The 18,261-nt window shown below is 52.1% G+C and carries 17 protein-coding genes; 11 read left to right on the top strand and 6 right to left on the bottom strand.

All coding sequences use genetic code 11. The annotated features are described in order from the left end of the window. Positions 1 to 199: 199 nt before the first annotated feature. From E6W40_RS23875 to E6W40_RS23825, 11 genes are all read left to right on the top strand, one after another. Positions 200 to 829: a TetR/AcrR family transcriptional regulator gene (locus E6W40_RS23875; RefSeq protein WP_136608034.1), complete on the top strand. Its 630-nt coding sequence runs from the start codon at positions 200 to 202 to the stop codon at positions 827 to 829. A gap of 56 nt (positions 830 to 885) precedes the next feature. Then, positions 886 to 2,235 (top strand): MATE family efflux transporter, encoded by a 1,350-nt coding sequence (locus tag E6W40_RS23870; protein ID WP_136608033.1) that lies wholly within the window; start codon positions 886 to 888, stop codon positions 2,233 to 2,235. A 224-nt stretch (positions 2,236 to 2,459) separates the two neighbouring features. Then, the gene (locus E6W40_RS23865; RefSeq protein WP_136608032.1) at positions 2,460 to 2,867 is read left to right on the top strand and encodes a GntR family transcriptional regulator; all 408 of its coding nucleotides are present in this window, start codon (positions 2,460 to 2,462) and stop codon (positions 2,865 to 2,867) included. Next, a complete protein-coding gene (locus E6W40_RS23860) occupies positions 2,864 to 3,577 on the top strand; it encodes an ABC transporter ATP-binding protein (RefSeq protein WP_136608031.1) in 714 nt (237 codons plus the stop codon). Before E6W40_RS23865 ends, E6W40_RS23860 begins: the two co-directional genes overlap by 4 nt. Continuing rightward, complete coding sequence (locus E6W40_RS23855) at positions 3,577 to 4,353, top strand: ABC-2 transporter permease (protein ID WP_136608030.1); 777 nt, start codon at positions 3,577 to 3,579, stop codon at positions 4,351 to 4,353. The genes E6W40_RS23860 and E6W40_RS23855 overlap by 1 nt, the downstream gene beginning before the upstream one ends. Positions 4,354 to 4,428: 75 nt before the next feature. Further along, positions 4,429 to 5,340: an ABC transporter ATP-binding protein gene (locus tag E6W40_RS23850; RefSeq protein ID WP_136608234.1), complete on the top strand. Its 912-nt coding sequence runs from the start codon at positions 4,429 to 4,431 to the stop codon at positions 5,338 to 5,340. 39 nt (positions 5,341 to 5,379) lie between these two features. Further along, positions 5,380 to 6,519 (top strand): ABC transporter permease, encoded by a 1,140-nt coding sequence (locus E6W40_RS23845; RefSeq protein WP_136608029.1) that lies wholly within the window; start codon positions 5,380 to 5,382, stop codon positions 6,517 to 6,519. Between the two features lie 329 nt (positions 6,520 to 6,848). After that, complete coding sequence (locus E6W40_RS23840) at positions 6,849 to 7,742, top strand: FMN-binding protein (RefSeq protein ID WP_136608028.1); 894 nt, start codon at positions 6,849 to 6,851, stop codon at positions 7,740 to 7,742. Positions 7,743 to 7,813: 71 nt separating this feature from the next. Continuing rightward, on the top strand, positions 7,814 to 9,691 hold the full coding sequence (locus E6W40_RS23835; protein WP_136608027.1) for an FAD-dependent oxidoreductase: 1,878 nt from the start codon (positions 7,814 to 7,816) through the stop codon (positions 9,689 to 9,691). Positions 9,692 to 9,798: 107 nt separating this feature from the next. Next, positions 9,799 to 10,242, top strand: a complete 444-nt coding sequence (locus E6W40_RS23830; RefSeq protein WP_136608026.1) for a hypothetical protein — start codon at positions 9,799 to 9,801, stop codon at positions 10,240 to 10,242. A gap of 64 nt (positions 10,243 to 10,306) precedes the next feature. Then, a complete protein-coding gene (locus E6W40_RS23825; RefSeq protein WP_342774731.1) occupies positions 10,307 to 11,293 on the top strand; it encodes a polyprenyl synthetase family protein in 987 nt (328 codons plus the stop codon). Positions 11,294 to 11,399: 106 nt separating this feature from the next. Here E6W40_RS23825 and E6W40_RS23820 read toward each other — a convergent pair whose 3' ends face one another. From E6W40_RS23820 to E6W40_RS23795, 6 genes are read right to left on the bottom strand one after another with little or no spacing between them, the layout of a single operon-like run. Then, entirely contained in the window at positions 11,400 to 12,281 is an 882-nt protein-coding gene (locus tag E6W40_RS23820) for a UbiA-like polyprenyltransferase (RefSeq protein ID WP_136608025.1), read from the bottom strand. After that, on the bottom strand, positions 12,259 to 13,623 hold the full coding sequence (locus tag E6W40_RS23815; RefSeq protein WP_246073153.1) for an aspartate aminotransferase family protein: 1,365 nt from the start codon (positions 13,621 to 13,623) through the stop codon (positions 12,259 to 12,261). Before E6W40_RS23815 ends, E6W40_RS23820 begins: the two co-directional genes overlap by 23 nt. Before the next feature lie 33 nt (positions 13,624 to 13,656). Next, entirely contained in the window at positions 13,657 to 15,603 is a 1,947-nt protein-coding gene (locus E6W40_RS23810) for a peptidase U32 family protein (RefSeq protein WP_136608024.1), read from the bottom strand. 25 nt (positions 15,604 to 15,628) lie between these two features. Further along, entirely contained in the window at positions 15,629 to 16,429 is an 801-nt protein-coding gene (locus tag E6W40_RS23805) for an energy-coupling factor transporter transmembrane component T family protein (protein WP_136608023.1), read from the bottom strand. After that, on the bottom strand, positions 16,422 to 17,306 hold the full coding sequence (locus E6W40_RS23800; RefSeq protein WP_136608022.1) for an ATP-binding cassette domain-containing protein: 885 nt from the start codon (positions 17,304 to 17,306) through the stop codon (positions 16,422 to 16,424). The genes E6W40_RS23805 and E6W40_RS23800 overlap by 8 nt, the downstream gene beginning before the upstream one ends. Continuing rightward, a complete protein-coding gene (locus tag E6W40_RS23795; RefSeq protein ID WP_246073152.1) occupies positions 17,282 to 18,238 on the bottom strand; it encodes an ATP-binding cassette domain-containing protein in 957 nt (318 codons plus the stop codon). Before E6W40_RS23795 ends, E6W40_RS23800 begins: the two co-directional genes overlap by 25 nt. Positions 18,239 to 18,261 lie beyond the last annotated feature (23 nt).

Below are 18,261 nucleotides of genomic sequence, written 5' to 3'. Positions count from 1 at the left end.
TTGGTTGGTGTTAATGAAGCGGCGCAAATACCGCCTTTGTATAATTTTATTACCCGTCAGCACCAGCGCTGAATCCCGCCGCAATTGGTACAAAGGCCCATCCGTTGAGCGTGAGTTGGCGGATTGATTTTTAGAAATAAAGGAATTATAATAGAGAAAATTATTTTAGAACGAACGTTCAGTATAAGAGGTGGTTGCCATGAATAAAAAACAACTGTCCAGCCAACAAACGAGACAAAAGGTTGCCGATGCGGCACGGACTTTATTTGGTCAGAAAGGGTACGCCTCTACCTCGATTGAGGATATCGTGACGGCCACGCAGATCAGCAAGGGTAACATCTATTATCATTTTAAAAATAAAGAAGGCCTGTTCCTGTATCTACTGGAGGAATGGACACGGGATTGGGCCGAACAATTCCAGGCCAAAAAAGCGCGCTTCCACACGGTGAAGGAGCAGATGATTGCGCTGGTAGAGCATTTTGTAATGGATGGCTTTCACCACCCCCTTACCAAAGCCAGCAATGAATTTTATGCCACCGAGCTCATCACTTCGCCGAATCAGGACAAAATTGAAGAGATGATGCAAATGTATCTCCGCAACTATGAGGAGCTGCTGGAGGAGGGCATGCAAAAGGGTGAGTTTAAGCCGGATGATGCGCGTCTATTGAGCATGATCCTCGAAGGCATGCTGGCTGGAATTGAGTTTTCTTCCAATAAGCTCGCTTTTCAGGAGGCACGTGAACTTTACCTGAAGGCGATGAATGTATTTTTATATGGCATTACCGGCCTGACCGAAGCCCCTACAGCGGATCAGCCTGCATCAAACTGATTACTATTATAAATCGTTAATACGCTTAACGTCCCTTCGGGGTTATGGAGGACAACATGAGTCAAGAAAAAGCATTACTGCCTGCACTGGAGACCGACTCCGTAGGCAAAGTTTTCGTACGCTACTTAATTCCGTCGCTGGTTGGCATGCTGATGATGTCGATCAACGTTGTCGCGGACGGCATCTTCGTAGGACACCGCCTCGGCGCCCTCGCGCTCGCAGGCATTAATATTGCATCTCCGGTATTTTCTGTATTTTTTGCGATGTCCTTATGGCTCGGCATCGGCGGCGCGACTCTTTATTCGCAGTCCAAAGGCGCCAAGAAGATTCGGCAGGCGCAGCAAATTTTCACCCACTCGCTGATCCTGATCTTCATCCTGACCCTCCTTGTCGCCGTGATCGCCTACCTGTTTCGCGTTCCCCTGGCCTATGCGCTCGGGGCGAACCAGGATACGCTGCCCTTTGCCCTGGAGTACATGACCGTACTGCTGACTTATGGATTTATCATCACCATTCAAAATGCGTTCAGCCTGTTTGTCCGCAATGACGGCAATCCGAACCTGTCCATGATTTCGATGGTCGTATCGGCCGTGCTGAATATCATTCTGAACTATTTCTTTTTATATGTGCTTGATATGAGTGTCAAGGGATCTGCTCTGGCAACCGTTACCGCAACGCTCGTCGGTACAGTTGTACTGTTCGGCCATTTCCTGCGCAAGGACCGCTCCCTTGCATTCGTGAAGCCTTACTTCTCCTGGAAGCTGGCTGTCCGTACACTGACGATCGGCTTTCCAAGCTTCATCTCCGAGGTCGGCTTATCGGTATTCACCATCGGCTATAATGTCGCTATGGTCCGCTGGGCCGGAACCGCAGGTGTTGCCGCGTTTTCAGTGCTGAATTACGCTCACAACGTCATGCTCATGCTGTTTCTGGGAATAGGCTCGGCAATTCAGCCGCTCATCAGCTATTACCGCGGGGCCAAGCTCCGCGTTCGCGAAGTGAAGACGATCCGGATTGCCGTGGCAACAGCCTTTATCTCAGGAATTGTTGTCTTTCTCTTCGGTCTGGCTGCAGCCAACGGAATTGTGTCGCTGTTCGGCGATTTTTCGGAAGAAGTCCGATCCCTTGCCGTCAATGGCATCCGGTTGTTCTTCACGGCCTATATGTTCATGGGTATCAATTTCGTGATGATGACCTACTTCCAGGCCTCGGAGCAGGTGAAGGTGGCCGTCTGGATTACCCTGTCGAGGGAAATTATTCTGATGGTCATTTTCCTGCTGATCCTGCCCCATATCTTCGGGACCAACGGGATTTGGTTGTCCATCCCGCTATCTGAATGCGTCGTTGCGGCTTGTATCTTTATCTATGTCAAAAGAAAAAGCCATTCCCTGCCTGCTCTGCAGTAATTGCTAAGGCTCCCGTAACTGCGTTCAATGTAATCTAGTTTTAACACAAGCACTTATTCCATATTCATTAAGCCCGCTGACCTATTTCCCTTCTGGGGAGGGCAGCGGGCTCTTTTTTATAAATTTCCGGTGTTCTTTTCATTTGCCTATTGTATTAGGTGTATTAAGTGATATAATACACTTAGATCACTGGTCGTACCTTTTGTACGATAGGAGGAGCGTTTATGGAAGAACAACAGGTTGGCTCTCTACATTTTCAAATAGACTTCAGTCAACCTTTATATGAGCAAATACTGGATCAGGCCAGAAGCGCAATTGCAAAAGGAGAGATCGCCTTGGGAGATAAAATGCCATCGGTAAGAGAATTGGCGCAGGAGCTGCGGATGAATCCGAACACCGTCATGCGCGCCTATCAGGAGCTGGAACGGGACGGCTTGACGGAAAAACGCCGCGGACAGGGAACCTACGTAACCTCATCCCCGGAGCATGTGGCCTCCTTTCGGACGGCTCTTGCTGCCCGGTACATTGACAGCTTCATGGAACAGATGGAAAGTCTCGGATTTGCATGGGAAGACATTGAGAAATACATTCATCAGAAAAAGGATACGCCGCTGGGGGGAAACGGTTTATGACACCAAACATTGTTGAATGCCATCAGGTAACCAAATGCTATGGCAAGAAAAAAGCACTGGACCAGTTGGACATTGCCATTCCCTCAGGCCGGATTACGGGAATTCTTGGCCCGAACGGCTGCGGCAAGTCAACATTATTCCGTACGCTGACAGGGTTGGTCAGACCGGATGCAGGCCGGATCGAAGTGCTGGGCAAAACCCCAGGCTGGCAAACCAACCAGAACATTGCCTATCTTCCCGACCGTGCGCGCTGGTATCCGAATCATAACGCCAGACAGGCGCTCGAATGGGGAAACTCCTTCCTTCCCGGCTTTTCCATGGAAAGAGCGATTCAGCTTACGAATTACATGGAAATCGACCTGGACATGAAGGTTGGCGGCATGAGCCGTGGACAGGAAGCCCGGATTCTGCTCATCCTTTGTCTCGCCCGCGATGTGCAGATGATTGTGCTTGATGAACCCTTTACCGGCATCGATGTCATCTCCAGAGAAGCTATCGTAGCCAGTCTCATTGATTATCTGGAAGATAGTCAGCAATCCGTCTTGATCAGCACCCATGATATTCAGGAGGTTGAAGGCCTGTTCGACTACACGGTGATGATGAAGGACGGACGCGCAATCTGGTCCGGCAATACGGAGGATTTAAGAGCAGAATACGGCTCTCTGCGGGATGTATTCCGCAAAATGTACATGAAGGAGTGGAACAGGTGATGGATTCGGCTGTTTTCCGGAATTTGGTCTGGCATGAATTAAAAGGTAAGGGGAGCTGGAAAAAGCAAAACCGCTCACGCGTCTCCAAAAGCTGGTGGCTTGCCTATTGTATGATTATTTTCATCGCGCTCATCGTTACAGCGACTTATTTTGCCGTGAATAACACGCTGCAGGTGAACTCAATCTGGTATGTTACCATGGGCTTTCCTTATATGGTCTTCTTCTGGGGTTACGGATGCGTCAAACGCGAATGGGAAAATGACACGTACGGCTGGTGGCTGACCATGCCATATCCGCGGACCAAGCTGGTCATGGCCAAATGGCTGGGCATCTGGCTGAAGCTCTTAGCAGGAATTGTGATCGTATTTGTCGTCTTGTCGGCCTACGTCCTGATTCTTTCGCTGGTGCTTCCCAATTACTCTCTTGCAACCGTTGGCTCCTTTATGATCACCGGGATCGATTGGCTCACGCTTGTCGCAGGCTTCAGCCCGCTCATTATCTCGCTTGGCATCCTGACGTCCATCATCCAATACAGCACACTTCGCCCTATTTCTCCGGTGGTGTGGATCGTGTTTATGTCGGGTTTAAGCTTGATTTTCCAGCTGCCGGACGTGGTTATTCCAGAAAATATGATTCAGCAGGAAACAATTCATTTTGAAGCCGAATGGTTCCCTTACTCATGGGAGACGCCTCTCATCATGGGAGCGAGCTGGATCCTCACCTATGTCGTACTTCGTTTTACGGCATACCTGCTAGAAAAGAAATTGGATTTATAGGAGGTCAAAATGATGGCTCAAGTAATGATCAACCCACAGGATACCTATACACACGCTGCGCCTAACAACGATTATATGCTCGAAGTGAATGAGCTCAAGAAAACCTACGCCAAAAAACAGGCACTTGAGAACGTCACCTTCTCTCTTAAGCCGGGAACCTCGTTTGGGTTTCTCGGACCGAATGGCGCAGGGAAATCGACAACCATGAAAATACTGACCGGTATCGTGAAGGCCGACAGCGGCTCGGCCAAACTTTTCGGAAAAGACGTAACCCGTGAACCTGATGCTGTGTCCAAATTTATCGGTTATGTCCCGCAAGATATTACTCTGTATGAGAAGCTCAGTGCCTACGATAACCTTGAATTTTTTGGAGAAGCATATGGCGTCAGCGGCAAAGAGCTCAAGCAGCGGATTCATGACGTGCTGACAAGAACAGGACTTCTGGAGCGTTCCAAAGATATTGTCAGCACCTTTTCCGGCGGCATGAAAAGAAGAATCAACATCGCAGCAGCCCTGCTCCATCGGCCTAAACTGCTCATTTTGGATGAACCTACGGTGGGAATTGATCCCCAATCCCGCAATCATATTTTCGAGTTAATCAGGGAACTGAACCGCGAAGGCGTAACCATCATTTACTCCACGCACTATATGGAGGAAGTCGAAGCTCTTTGCGATGAAGTCGCCATTATGGACCAGGGATCGATTAAGGCCATGGGACCGCTGGGGGATCTGCTCGAGCAGTACGGCCAGAATTCCATTTACCTGGAGGTACCTGGATTAACCGAGCTTCCGCAAGATCCCGATGTAACCTCCTTCCGTAAGGAAGGCTCCGGCTGGCTGCTGGAAACGGAAAGATCTGCAGCTGTCATGCAGCGTCTTCTGCGCCAGGCTTCACAGCATGCGTGGGACGTGAAGCAGCTCGAAGTCGTCCGTCCATCGCTCGAAAGCGTGTTTTTGAAGGTGACAGGAACGGCACTGCGCGATTAAATAAACCCAATATAATGATCGATAAAGGAGATTCGGAACATGAAGGCTATGATTATCAAGGAGCTGCGGCTCATCGGCAAAGACCGTCGCAGCTTCATTTTCCTCCTCTTGATGCCTATTATTTTCATCGTGATGTTCGGGTCTGTATTCAATCAGACAGACGGAAGCTCCATCACGCTGCGTACGATTGATCAGGACCAATCCGCTGCATCCAAGGCATTGATCGGACAAATGCAAAGTATTATGGATGTGAAGCAGCTCCCTGCAGATAACCTGAATGAACAGCTCGATAAAATCAAGCAGGGACAGTTCTCCTCGATGCTGGTGATCCCAAGCGGCTTTGAAAATTCCATGAAGGAAGGCCAAGCCGCGAACATCAAGCTCTACCAGGATCCCGCCTCCCAAACAGAGACAGCTCCCATTCAGGCGATACTTGGCAGCATCTCCTCCCAATACCGCGAGCAGAAGCTGACGACCATGCTGATGGCTAATGGCGAGTCCAAAGCCCAGGCGGAAGCCGCCCTCGCGTCACCGATTCATATCGAAAATGTATCTGCGTCCGCAGACCACTTTAACATGATCGACCAGGTCGTCCCGGGGATGACCGTCATGTTCGTATTCTTCATTATGATAACGATGGCCCGCCGCTTTTTCGAGGAAAAGAAAACCGGACTGCTGTCACGTATCCGAACCACCCGTATCAAACCGCTTCACTATCTGATCGGCATGTGGTTCCCTTTCGTGCTGACCGTCATTGCCCAGTGTATGATCCTGTTTGCCTTCGGACATTTGGTCTATGGATTGAGGCTTGGAGATATCGCCGCGTTGTCGGCTGTCGTGCTCTGCCTTAGCATTGCCGGTACTGGAATCGGCCTTGGTCTCTCCTTTCTGGTTCCTGGTGAAGGGGCAGCGATGGTCATCACACAAATTATATCCATGGGGGGTGCTATGCTTGGCGGCTTATGGGTGCCTTCCTATCTCCTGCCGCAGACGGTGCAGACGGTCGGACATTTCCTGCCGCAGTTCTGGGCACAGCATTCCTTGCAGGATATCATCGCGCATGGTGCGCATCTGAGTGACATCTGGGGCTCGGCGCTGATTCTTCTGACTTTCGGTCTCGCCGGACTTACCATTGCACTGATCAGACTCCCCGGATTTTTACGCTCGGCAGCTAACTAAGTAAGCTCATAATAATTGACATGAATAACCTGAGACGGACACGAGAGTGTTATCCGCTTCAGGTTATTTTTTGTTTCACATCCCCGCTGTTAACTGCATACATTAGGATCATTCCCAAGAAAGAATAATACTTTAACTATTCGTGATTATTTTCACATAATTGATTTGAGTTCCTATGCTACAATGCGATCGACAAGAGAATTTGGAATATCAACATGCTTAATTACCACGATTTTAGCCCAGCGTTATTCTGCGCATAAGGGCGTCTTGATTACGGTTTTAACATTTTATCATAGATGTCATCAATCGAATATTGGAGGTCAATAGACATGAACAAGAAATGGTCCATTTTATTATCAGGCGCCCTGATGGCGGGTCTCCTCGCGGGCTGCGGCAGTGACAAGGATACCAAACCGGCAGCCGATCCAGCCCCTGCGGCCACCGACACGAAAGAGACAACAGCAACTCAGCCTGACGATGGAAGCTACAAGGACGGCACTTACTTTGCCGAAGGCAGCATGGATGAAAGTAGCGGCTGGCAGCCTTATGTCGTCCTCTCTGTCGAAGGTGGCAAAATTGCACAGGCGGATTGGAACTACGTAAGCGCCAAAGGCGGACCCGACAAAAAAACGGTGGATAAAGCAGGCAAGTATGGCATGAAAGCCGGCGGCGGGTCTTCAGAGTGGTATGAACAGGCCGAGAAAGCAGAGAAATATCTGATTGAGAAACAGGATCCTGCTGCCATTGCGGTCAAGGATGACGGTAAAACTGATGCGATTTCAGGAGTGTCCATACATGTGAAAGATTTCACCACACTAGCTGAACAAGCGATTTCGAATGGACCTGCAGCCCCAGGTACTTACAAAGACGGCTCATATCATTCCGAAGGGGATGCTTTCGACAAGGAAAGCGGCTGGAAGCCAACCGTTGATATCACCGTGGCCAATGGCAAAGTCATCTATGCCTACTTCAGTGGCGTGAATGCCAAGGGTGAAGATAAGCAGACGGTTTCCAAGGAAGGGAAATACGGCATGAAAGCCGGTGGAGCACAGGCTGAATGGCATGAAGAAGCAATCAAGGCACAGGAGTATCTGATTGAAAAGCAGGATCCGGCAGCCATTACGCTCAAAGATGACGGAACCACCGATGCCATTTCCGGCGTCAGCATTCACATCAAGGACTATGTGACCCTGTCCCAAAAAGCGCTTGAAGCAGCAAAATAATCAGCAAGCAGACCTCCGGAAAAGCAAAGCAAGGTCAAGTTACGAATTGAGTCAAACGAGGTGAGCATTCTATGAAAAGAATCGTTTTGCTGGGCGGCGGTTACGGCGGTGTCCTTACAGCCAAGAAACTGGCGAAGAAATTCAAGAAAAACAGCGACGTGGAGATTACACTGATTGACCGTAATCCCTACCATACCCTGCTGACCGAGCTGCATGAGGTGGCGGCCAACCGTACACCTGAGGATGCGGTCAAAATTGAATTAAAAAAGATATTCGAAGGTCAAAAGGTACAGGTTGTGCTGGATGAGATCCGCCATATTGATTTCACTTCCAAAACGCTTGAATCCCGTAAAACCAAGTATAAATACGATTATCTGGTCATCGGCACCGGCTGCAAACCTACCTTTTTCGGCATTCCAGGCGCCGAAGAGAACAGCTTTACTCTCTGGTCATATGAGGATGCGATACGGCTTAAAGAGCAGATCAGGGAGATGTTCGGTGAGGCTGCCAAGGAAATCGATCCTGCGATCCGGAAGAGCAAGCTGTCCTTTGTTGTGGTGGGTGCAGGCTTTACCGGCGTGGAGCTGGTTGGCGAGATGGCCGAATTCCGTGATGAGCTGTGCAAGGAGTTCTTTATCGATCCCAAGGAGGTCCGCCTTGTTGTCGCGGATATGGCTCCGAAAATTCTGCCGATTCTCCCGGGTAAGCTGATTGCCAAGTCGGAGAAACGTCTCTCGCGAATGGGCGTTGAGGTCATTACGAGCGCCAAAATCACCCGCGTGGATTCTCAGGCCGTCATTATGGGCGATGAACGCCTCCCGGCTCAAACCATTGTTTGGACGGCTGGGGTCGAAGGTTCGGATCTGGTGGGCACGCTCGATGTGCAGCAGCAGGGCCGCAAACGGATTGTGACGAATGACAAGCTGCAGAGCGTGGATCATGAAAACGTGTATGTGGTTGGCGATAATATTTTCTATATTCCAGAGGGTGAGGAGCGGCCCGTTCCACAGATGGTTGAAAATGCCGAGCAAGCTGCTCCGGTCATTGCCCATAACATCCATGCCGATGTAACCAACCAGCCGAAAAAATCTTACAAGCCAGGCTTCCACGGTACGATGGTCTGCATCGGCAGCCATTACGGCGTGGCCAACGTCGGTCTGCCAAACCGCATGTTCATGATGAGCGGCTTCATGGCGCTTTTCGCCAAGCATTTTATCAATATGTTCTATCTGTTCACGGTAGCAGGCTTCAATAAAGTATGGTCTTATATGATGCATGAATTTTTCCATGTGCACAACCGGCGCAGCTTCGTAGGTGGACATTTTTCCAAACGCTCGCCGAACTTCTGGCTGCTGCCCCTGCGGATTTACGTTGGATACATGTGGCTTTCGGAAGGCCTGGAGAAGCTGTGGAAGATCATTGATAATCCATCGCGTATCTTCCTGATCCCTCCCTCTCCGCATGCTGCGGATGCAACTTCAGCAGCCAGCCAAGCCGTGGATGCGGTAGCCAAAACCGTGGATGCCCAATCGGCAGCATCGGCCGTCACCAATGCTAAAGATGCTGTAGAGGCACTGCCTGTGCCGCATTTCATTACTAGCATCATGAACGGATTTATGGATCTCTTCTTCTATCAATCGAACGGTGATTATACGGTGCTCGCCAAGGTGTTCCAAACGGGTATGGTGCTTGCTGAGATCACATTCGGCATTCTGCTCATCGTCGGATTGTTCACTGCCCTTTCTTCGGCCGCTACGATCGCCATGGGCATCATGATCTGGAGTTCGGGCATGGCTCCTTATGAAATGCTCTGGTACCTCGCAGCGGGAGTCGCATTAATTGGCGGGTCTGGCAGCGTATTCGGACTGGACTACTACGTTCTACCTTGGCTGAAAAAACATTGGAAACGAATTCCGATCGTGCGGAGATGGTATCTGTACACGGATTAACGAAAAACGAAATCGCCAGGGATGGAGTAATGTGCAGAGTGCGCACGTTGCTCCATCTTCATTTAAGTATCTCTTTCAGAATGATTGGACTAGGGGGTGCTTTATAGATGACTGAACTTATAGAAAATACCCTACAGCTGTTAAACTCCTCGTGTGCTCCGGAAGTTATGGCCGTACTGGATCCGAACCCGTCAGAGCTGATGGAGGCCGCTTCCATACTTGAGCATTACAGAATACCTGATTCCCGCAGCGTCAAGCTTCTAGCCTTGTTTGTCCTGCTGGAGCTGGCCCGAAAGCGGCATGCCAACGTATGCTTCACGAGTACCTGCCTCACACGAAAAATACTGGACGGCGATTATTTTCAGAGCCTCTATATTCAGCTTGCCATGCAATTTGAAGAGATGGAGCTGGTGCGTTACCTCGCTCCGCAGCTTAAAAAATATTACATCCGTCAGGCGCTGGGTAAGGACGAATCTGAGCCGCTGACATTCACGCTGCAGGCTTATTTGCAGGCCGAACAGGCTGCGGCGCGTAAAAATCGGGCCATCTAGTACCTCATCAAAAGCCCGGAAACCGAAGAAAAGACAGTGATATCAAGACTTGGAGGAATGAGAGATGAGGCTGTCCCTGCATGAAGCCCTTCAGATCGATATTAAGCGGATTAATCGTGAAATTGAGAATATCATCCAATACGATAAGGATGTTCCCCGCACCTCCGTGCTTGCCCGCAGCGTGCTGCAGCTGATCCGCTCCGGCGGCAAAAGACTTCGCCCTATGCTCGTCATTGCCGGCAGTCGTTTCGGCAGCGCAGTGCCCGGACGCCACCAGCTCCAGCTTGCCGCTGCTGCGGAGTTCATTCATGCCGCCTCACTGATTCATGATGATATTATCGACCGTTCAGACCTGCGGCGCGGCGCCCCCTCCCTGCATTCGCAGACCGGCGTGGCGGAAGCTGTTCATATCGGAAATTATATGTCAGCAAGGGTCGTCGAGCTGCTCTCTGTCTATACTTCGGATCATGACCGCTTTGTCCATGACCTGTCCTCCCTGGCAACGGCCCAGCTTTGCATCGGAGAATATGCTCAGCTGGATCATACCTATGACTATGACCTGAGCCTTGCACAATATCTTGAAAAAACACGGTGCAAAACAGCCCAGCTCATGGCGACATGTCTTCGTGTAGGTGCGTTGTCCGCAGATGCGCAGCCAGAAACGGCAGGCAGACTCTACCGCTTCGGCGAATCCTTGGGCATGGCTTTTCAGATTGAGGATGACATTCTGGATTTTACGGCTACTGCAGAGTCTCTCGGCAAGCCGGCAGGCAGTGATCTCAGACGGGGTCAGGTGACACTCCCTGTCCTGTATGCGCTGACTGACCCGGTCCTGGCTCCTCATATCCGCGCCATTCAAGCCGATTCCTCGGAAGAACTACTAGAGTATGTTCTGCAGGGTATCCGTTCCGGAGACGCGCTCGCACAGTCCGAGCAGATGCGGAGACACTACCTTCAAAAAGCAAAAGAAGCCGCAGAGCCGCTTCGGGGTCATCCGGCTTTTGAACAGCTTGAAGTACTGCAGCATTATTTCGGAGGGAAAACAGCATAGTGTTCAGATATGATAAAAGGGCGGTTCCCAAGCGGATGCTTGTGGGGACGGCCCTTTTTGATGTCGCGTTTACGCGATGGCTATGATTATTATGGCAATTGTGAAATTATTTGATTAAAAAGAAGTCCATGAGCGTGAAGAACAGGATTACCATGCTGATGATCTGATTCAGATGGTAGGAGGCTATTTTCATCATGCGTGTATTGCCCGGACGGATGATCCCATGCTCCGTCATTAGCAGCACGATAGCAATGAAGAGCCCCGTCAAATATAGCCAGCCGAGCTGCTGCGTAAAGTACAGCAGGATGAGCAGAATCAGCATCACCAGATGCATCCCTTTGGACATCAGGAGTGCATTTTTCAGACCAAAAAAGCTGGGTATGGACCAGAGGCCGTTGGAACGGTCGAACTCAATATCCTGGGTTCCATAAATGATATCGAAGCCGGCGATCCACAGCATAACGACCGTCCCCAATACGAAAGGCGTGAAGGCAAACGAGCCGGTTACGGCAAACCAGGCACCGATGGGCGCAGACGCAATGACAAAACCGAGATAGAGATGACTTAGCCATGTAAAACGCTTTGTATAGGAGTAGGTTGTAATCAATACAATTGCCACGGGCGAGAGCGCCATACACAGCGGATTGAGCATCGAAGCCGCAACGATAAAAACCAGGTAATTGACCGCTACAAATACGGCCACCTCCCGGGTTCCTAGCAGGTGCCGGGGCAAATGCCGATCTGCCGTCCGGGGATTGGCGGCATCAAAGCGCCGGTCGGCAAGGCGATTAAAGGCATTCGCCCCGTTGCGCGCACCGATCAGGGCGATCAATCCCCACAGCATGACATGCGCGGACGGCCAGCCTCCGGCAGCCCATATCATGGAAATCATGGCGAAAGGCAGTGAGAACAATGTATGCGAGAACATAACCAGCTCGCTGAACTGCCTGGTCTTATGCAGCATCTTATGAACACCTGCAGCCTGCATGTTCTCTCACTCCCCTTTTCCCGGATACCAAAAATGGCTCCGAATGATCCGCCTCTTGACGAATAGTCGTCAGAACCTGATCCAGTGCATCCAGCATGAGGCGGATGTCCTCGCCTGTAATGACCAAAGGCGGCTGGAATGCCAGCACATTGCGGTGAATGCCATTTTTGCCGATGATGAAGCGGCGCTCCTTCATGTCCTCGAGCACCCGGTCAACCAGTCGCGCGCTCTCTTCCGGTGATCCGCCGGATAACTCGGCTCCAATCATAAGCCCGCTGCCCCGGACATCGGCAACCAGCGTATCATGGCGCTGCTGCACCTGCTTCAAGCCGGCATGGAGCGTCTCGCCCAGCAGCTTCGAGCGGCTGACCAGTCCGGCATCCCGGATGTAATCAAGGACAGCCAGCGCGGTAACAGCCGCAACCGGATTGCCACCGAAGGTGGAGGCCGACGGCTGGTTCATTGAAGCTGCGATAGCATCGGTTGTGGAAAATGCCGCAACCGGAACGCCGTTACCCAGCGCTTTGGCTATCGTCATGATGTCCGGAGTTACGCCAAAACGCTCCATGGCGAACATCTGCCCGGTCCGGCCGAAGCCGGTCTGGATCTCATCGGCGATAAGCAGAATGCCGAAGCGGTCCAACCGTTTTTTGACCTCATGGAAATACTCTGAAGGCGGGATGATGATGCCCCCGTTACCCTGGATAGGCTCCACGATCATAGCAGCAATGTCACTTCCGCGCTGCTCCAGCACCCGATCCAGTGCTTCCAGAGACCGCATCGCTGCTTCTCCTTCCGTAAGCCCCGGCTGGAAAGGACGCGGGATGAATGCAGTGCTTCCTTCCAGAAACGGATCAGAACGCCACATCGCAAGCCCCGTCACCTCCATCGTCAGATGGCTGCGCCCATGAAGACTGTGCTCCAGTGCAATAAAATCTCTGCGACCGGTATATCTCCGTGCCAGCAGCAGTGCCCCTTCATTGGCTTCCGTGCCGCTGTTTACAAAAAACGTCCTTTTCAAGCCCTCTGGCAGTACTTCAGTCAAACGTTGTGCGAGCATAGCATTCGGCTCCGTCAGATAGATCGTTGATGTATGCTGCAATCGCTTGAGCTGCGCAGCGGATGCCTCAGCGATCACGGGATTGCAATGTCCGCAGGCCACAACGGAGACACCGGCAAAAAAGTCGGTATACCGTTTGCCGCAGGCATCGAACAGGTACTGCATCACGCCGCGCACAATGAGCGGCGGCTGCCGGTAAAAATGCTGCGTGCACGGATAAAAATAATCCCCGCGCAGTTCCAGAATCTTTTCCGTATCCATTGCTTTCAAGATTTCAGACATGGCCCATTCCCCCTCCGGTTCGTTTAGGATCGTTTAGTTGAACTGCAGCGATCCGAGTGTATAGCCGGCAAATACAGGCCGTAGAATGCTGGATTCTGCAGCCTTCGTTCCCGCTGTCAGCTCCAGCGCTTGCCGATACGCCCGAATTACAGCCTGCAGATCATGCACCTTATAAGGTGCTCCCTCAATCCGGAAATAAGACACCCCCGCCTCCCTTAGCTCCGGTAAAATGGAGAGAAAACAGAGCTCTTTGCCCAGCAGTAAATGATTGCGTCCATGCTGGTCCCTGTAAACCGGATTCTCGCCCTTATCCGTCATCAGCACCAGGATATCATTATCGACATAACGGTTATCCTCTTCACCAACCGGCTCCATCAGCTCCGTATTTTCGTACAGATCATGCTCCATATACATCACCGTAGGGGAACCGTGAACGATCATTTCCAGCGGCACACGGGAATGCGTGAGCAGCTCGGCGAGATGTCCGGCGGTCATTTCCGCCGATACGGTTAGCCTATCCAAGCCCTGCTCCCCATAAAAATCAGCCGCGAGCTGGTTGTAAATATTCAGGCTCGTATCTCCGATCAGAGGGTAGCCTAGACATTTGAATGCATGTACCGCGCCCAGATTGGTAATCAGCAGCCCGTCAAGCGGCAGCCGTTCACGGCTGAGCAGCTGCATATATTGTTCAAAGTGGAGCTCCGTCATCATCCGCGGCAGCCCCAGATAAATGCGCGAATTGCCTTTTGACGCGCAGAGCGATTCGATATCCTTTAGGGTAAACGGCAGGTCCGGAAGAAAGACATCCCCGGAGAGATACAAATCATCCACTTCCTCTTCAAGCGCCATCCGGGCTTGCATCATATTGTTGACTCTTACCGCCAGTCTGGCCGCTGCCTTTTCCTGGCGGGGTCTGTCCGCCGCGTCCTTCACGCTGGATAGACAGGTCCGGATCTCCGATATCCGCTGATCGGAAACCTCGCGTTCTGGCGTTGGGGTACTGAACACCCGCCCTGTACTGTAAAACTTGCCCGTCCCTTCATAGCGCCGGTTTATATTGGCGAGCCCCGGCTTACCGAATGCATACGCGGTTGAAAAATCCCGTTTGCGGTTTTCATATAAACACTTTGCATCCTTCGTTCGGTCGAACCCAACAGGATCCGCTATATAGCGATCAATGGCATCGGCATAGCTGTTTACGAGCATCAGGATGAAGGAAGCGTCCCGCATCCGTCCTTCAATTTTGAAAGAACATATTCCCGCCTCAATCAGCTCTGGAATATGCTCATACATGTACATGTCCTTGACTGCAAGCGGATACTCGGCAGGATAGATGCTGCCGTCTTTCTTCACACGGTAATCCCACCGGCAGGGCTTCATGCACTTGCCCCGGCTGCTGCTCATTCCAAACACATAGGAGCTGTAATGACAGTTGGCACCATGAGCCACGCACATATCGCCATGCATGAAGTATTCCAGTTCCATTCCGCTTGACCTTTGAATATAACGCGCGGTTTGCAGATCCATTTCTCTGGAGGTAACGACGCGCGTAACACCAAGCTCCTGCAGCGCCTTAACCATCTCCAGGTTATGCACGTTCATCATGACCGAGGCATGAAGCGGTAGGTCAAGCCCCATGCCGCGCACCAGCGACAGCACTGCAAAGTCTTGTATGATCAAGGCGTCCACACCGGCCTGTTCGAGGAAAACTAGATACTCCCTCGCTTCCTGAGCCTCCGCTTCGCTCAGCAGATTATTGACTGTCACATATACCTTTTTGCCAAGCGAATGGGCGATCTGTACCGCCTCTGTGATTTCCTCCAGTGTAAAATTATAGCCTTTGCGCATCAGACGCATATTGAAGGCGGGTCCTCCCAGATAAACAGCATCGCAGGGCGCCTCGATCACTTCCTTAAAAATCTCAAACGTACCAACGGGCGCCAGCAGCTCAATCTCTTTTTTTCCAAACCAGCGTGACACAGCGATCCCCTCCACCATCTCTTTTTTAGTTAAAACCTATCCATATTACGACGAGACACATCAGAACAAATGCACCCACAAACCATGTTTCCCCTTGGCCCCAGACCAAAGGACGGTACCTTGTGCGCGGCGCCCCGATCCGGTAGCCCCGCGACTCCATCGAAGCGGTCAAATCCTCTGCCCGCCGGAATGCGCCCACGGTCACTGGAACCAGCAGCGCCGTCAGCATACGTGCTTTGCCCTTCCAGGGCAGCTCTTTTAAATCCGCACCGCGCGAAGCCTGCGCCTTCATTATCGTCTGAGCCTCATCCAGAATTGCCGGGATGAATCGCAGAGCAATTCCCGTCATGAGCGATAACCGCTCCGCAGGAATGCCTGCACGTTCAAACGGTCTCAGCATTCCTTCAAGTGCCTGATTCAGCTGTCCAGGTGATGTCGTAAAGGTCAGCATAGCCGTAAAAGACACAAGCAGTCCCATGCGCATTACCGCATACACGCCTGCCGCCAGACCTGCCGAATCCAGATGCCAAGAGCCAGCGGCGACAAGAACGCTTCCACCTTTGACGGCAAGACATTGCACGATCAATATGAACAGCATCAGCACGCGCAGCGGCCTGGTCGCTTTGAGATACATGCGGAGCGGTATCCGGGTCAAGATCATGATCAGCACCGAGAAGGCGGTCAGGCATAGCAGCGCAGGCCATGACCTTGCAGCCATCACCATCACCGCATAGAGAAGCATGGCGGTCATTTTGGCCCGCGGATCCAGGCGGTGCACAGGCGAGCCTGTATCGATGAGTCTGCCAATCAGCAGTTTTTCACGCATAGGCGCGCGCCTTCTTCGCTTCCGTAAAAGCAAGCTGGGTTAATCGCTCAGCCAGACCGGAAGGACTGAGACAAGGTTCCTCAGTCTGCAATCCATAGGCTTCTTCAAGCTCCAGCCAGTATTGGATGGGCTGCGGAACAGACAAACCGTAGCCCGGAAGCTGCCGTGCTTCATCAACAAGCCCGCGTGTTGTCCCCTGGAAGACCGCCCTGCCTTCATGCATTATCATCCAGAGGTCCGCATAGGGCAGCAGCTCATCAAGCCGGTGCGTGACGATGATGACCGTTTTGCCTTCTTCGCGGCAGAGTCTGTGAAGCAGCTGTGTGAGCTCCATCCGGCTGACCTGATCCAGGGTTGCTCCCGGCTCATCCAATACCAGGATATCCGGATCCATCGCAAGCACGGAGGCAATTGCCGCCTTACGCCGCTGGCCCCCGCTTAGCTGCAGCGGATGGCGGCTCAGCAGCGCCTCATCAAGGCCCATCTGCCCCACTGCCTTCCGGGCCCGTCTTGCAGCATCTTCAGGCGATGCTCCAAAATTCAATGGACCAAAGATCAGGTCCTCCTCAAGCGTCGCGGCAAAGAGCTGCTGCTCAGGAAACTGAAATACAAGCCCGACCCTCCTGCGCAGCGATGCCAGCTTCGGCGGCTTTCTCCCGGCAATCAGCGTTACGTCCAGTACTCTCACGGTCCCTTCCGTAGGGAGCAGGATCCCGTTTAGCAGCTGAAGCAGTGTCGATTTCCCCGAGCCCGATGCACCGGCGATACCAGTCAGAAGGCCCTCCGCAAGCTCAAGATTCACATCCTGCAGCGCAGTCTGCCGGAGCAGGCTGCGTGCATCATACGTATAGCTCACATGCTCCAGCTGAATGGCCATATCCTTTTCACCTCCGAGCCCGGATTAGGAGAGCCATCTGTCATGCCCTGCTGTGCGGGCATCATTCCCCGCTTCTCCAGCTCCAGGGCGAACCGGATTCTAAAAGGCGGCTCCATCCGGCACAGCCGCAGCAGGCCCACATCCCGGAATAGCTCCTGCGGTGCCAGGTCGGCTGCCAAACCTCCCTGATGCATCACCAGTACGCGCTGCGAAGCAGCGATCTCCTCCGCATCATGCGTAATGGACAGCAGCGTGTAGCGGGCCTCATTGTGCATTTCCAGCAGCAGATCCAGCCAATCCCTGCGTGCCTTCTCATCCAGCATGGAAGAAGCCTCATCGAAGATGATCAGCTCGGGTTCCATCGCCAGAATGGCTGCTATTGCCGCACGCTGCTTCTGTCCTCCGGAGAGCTCTTGCGGATGGCGGTGAAGGAGATCGCTAATGCCAAGGCGTGAGGCGTACCCACTGATTCTGTTTCGCATTTCCCCGGCATCGAGGCACCGCCCTTCCATGCCAAATGCCATATCCTCCTCCACCGTCGCACCGATGAACTGGTTATCAGGATTTTGAAATACCATCCCCACCTTCTGCCGGATTTCCCCAAGCGTGCCCGGCTCAAGGCGGATTCCACCGATATAAATGCGTCCATAGCTGGTGCGAAGCAATCCGTTCATCAGACGGATCAGCGTGGATTTCCCGCAGCCGTTCGCACCCACCAGCGTGACCCATTCCCCCTTGCCGATGGCGAGGGATATATCATGAATATCTGCATGCTGCCCATCATAGGCAAAGGACAACTCCTCCAGCACCACCATATCTGTCACGGCTTTCGAGCTTCCTTCTGCAGGTATATCCTCGCCGGCTGCTGCTATATTTTCCTGGTACCCCGTTAAAACAGGGCTCTTATGCTGTATATTCTCCATTGCATTCATATGAACTTCCCCCTTGCGTGCAG

Origin of the sequence: Paenibacillus dokdonensis (assembly GCF_004916975.1) — a bacterium.
Taxonomy (GTDB): domain Bacteria; phylum Bacillota; class Bacilli; order Paenibacillales; family Paenibacillaceae; genus Paenibacillus_AQ; species Paenibacillus_AQ dokdonensis.
This window is presented reverse-complemented; position numbering and strand designations above follow the sequence as displayed.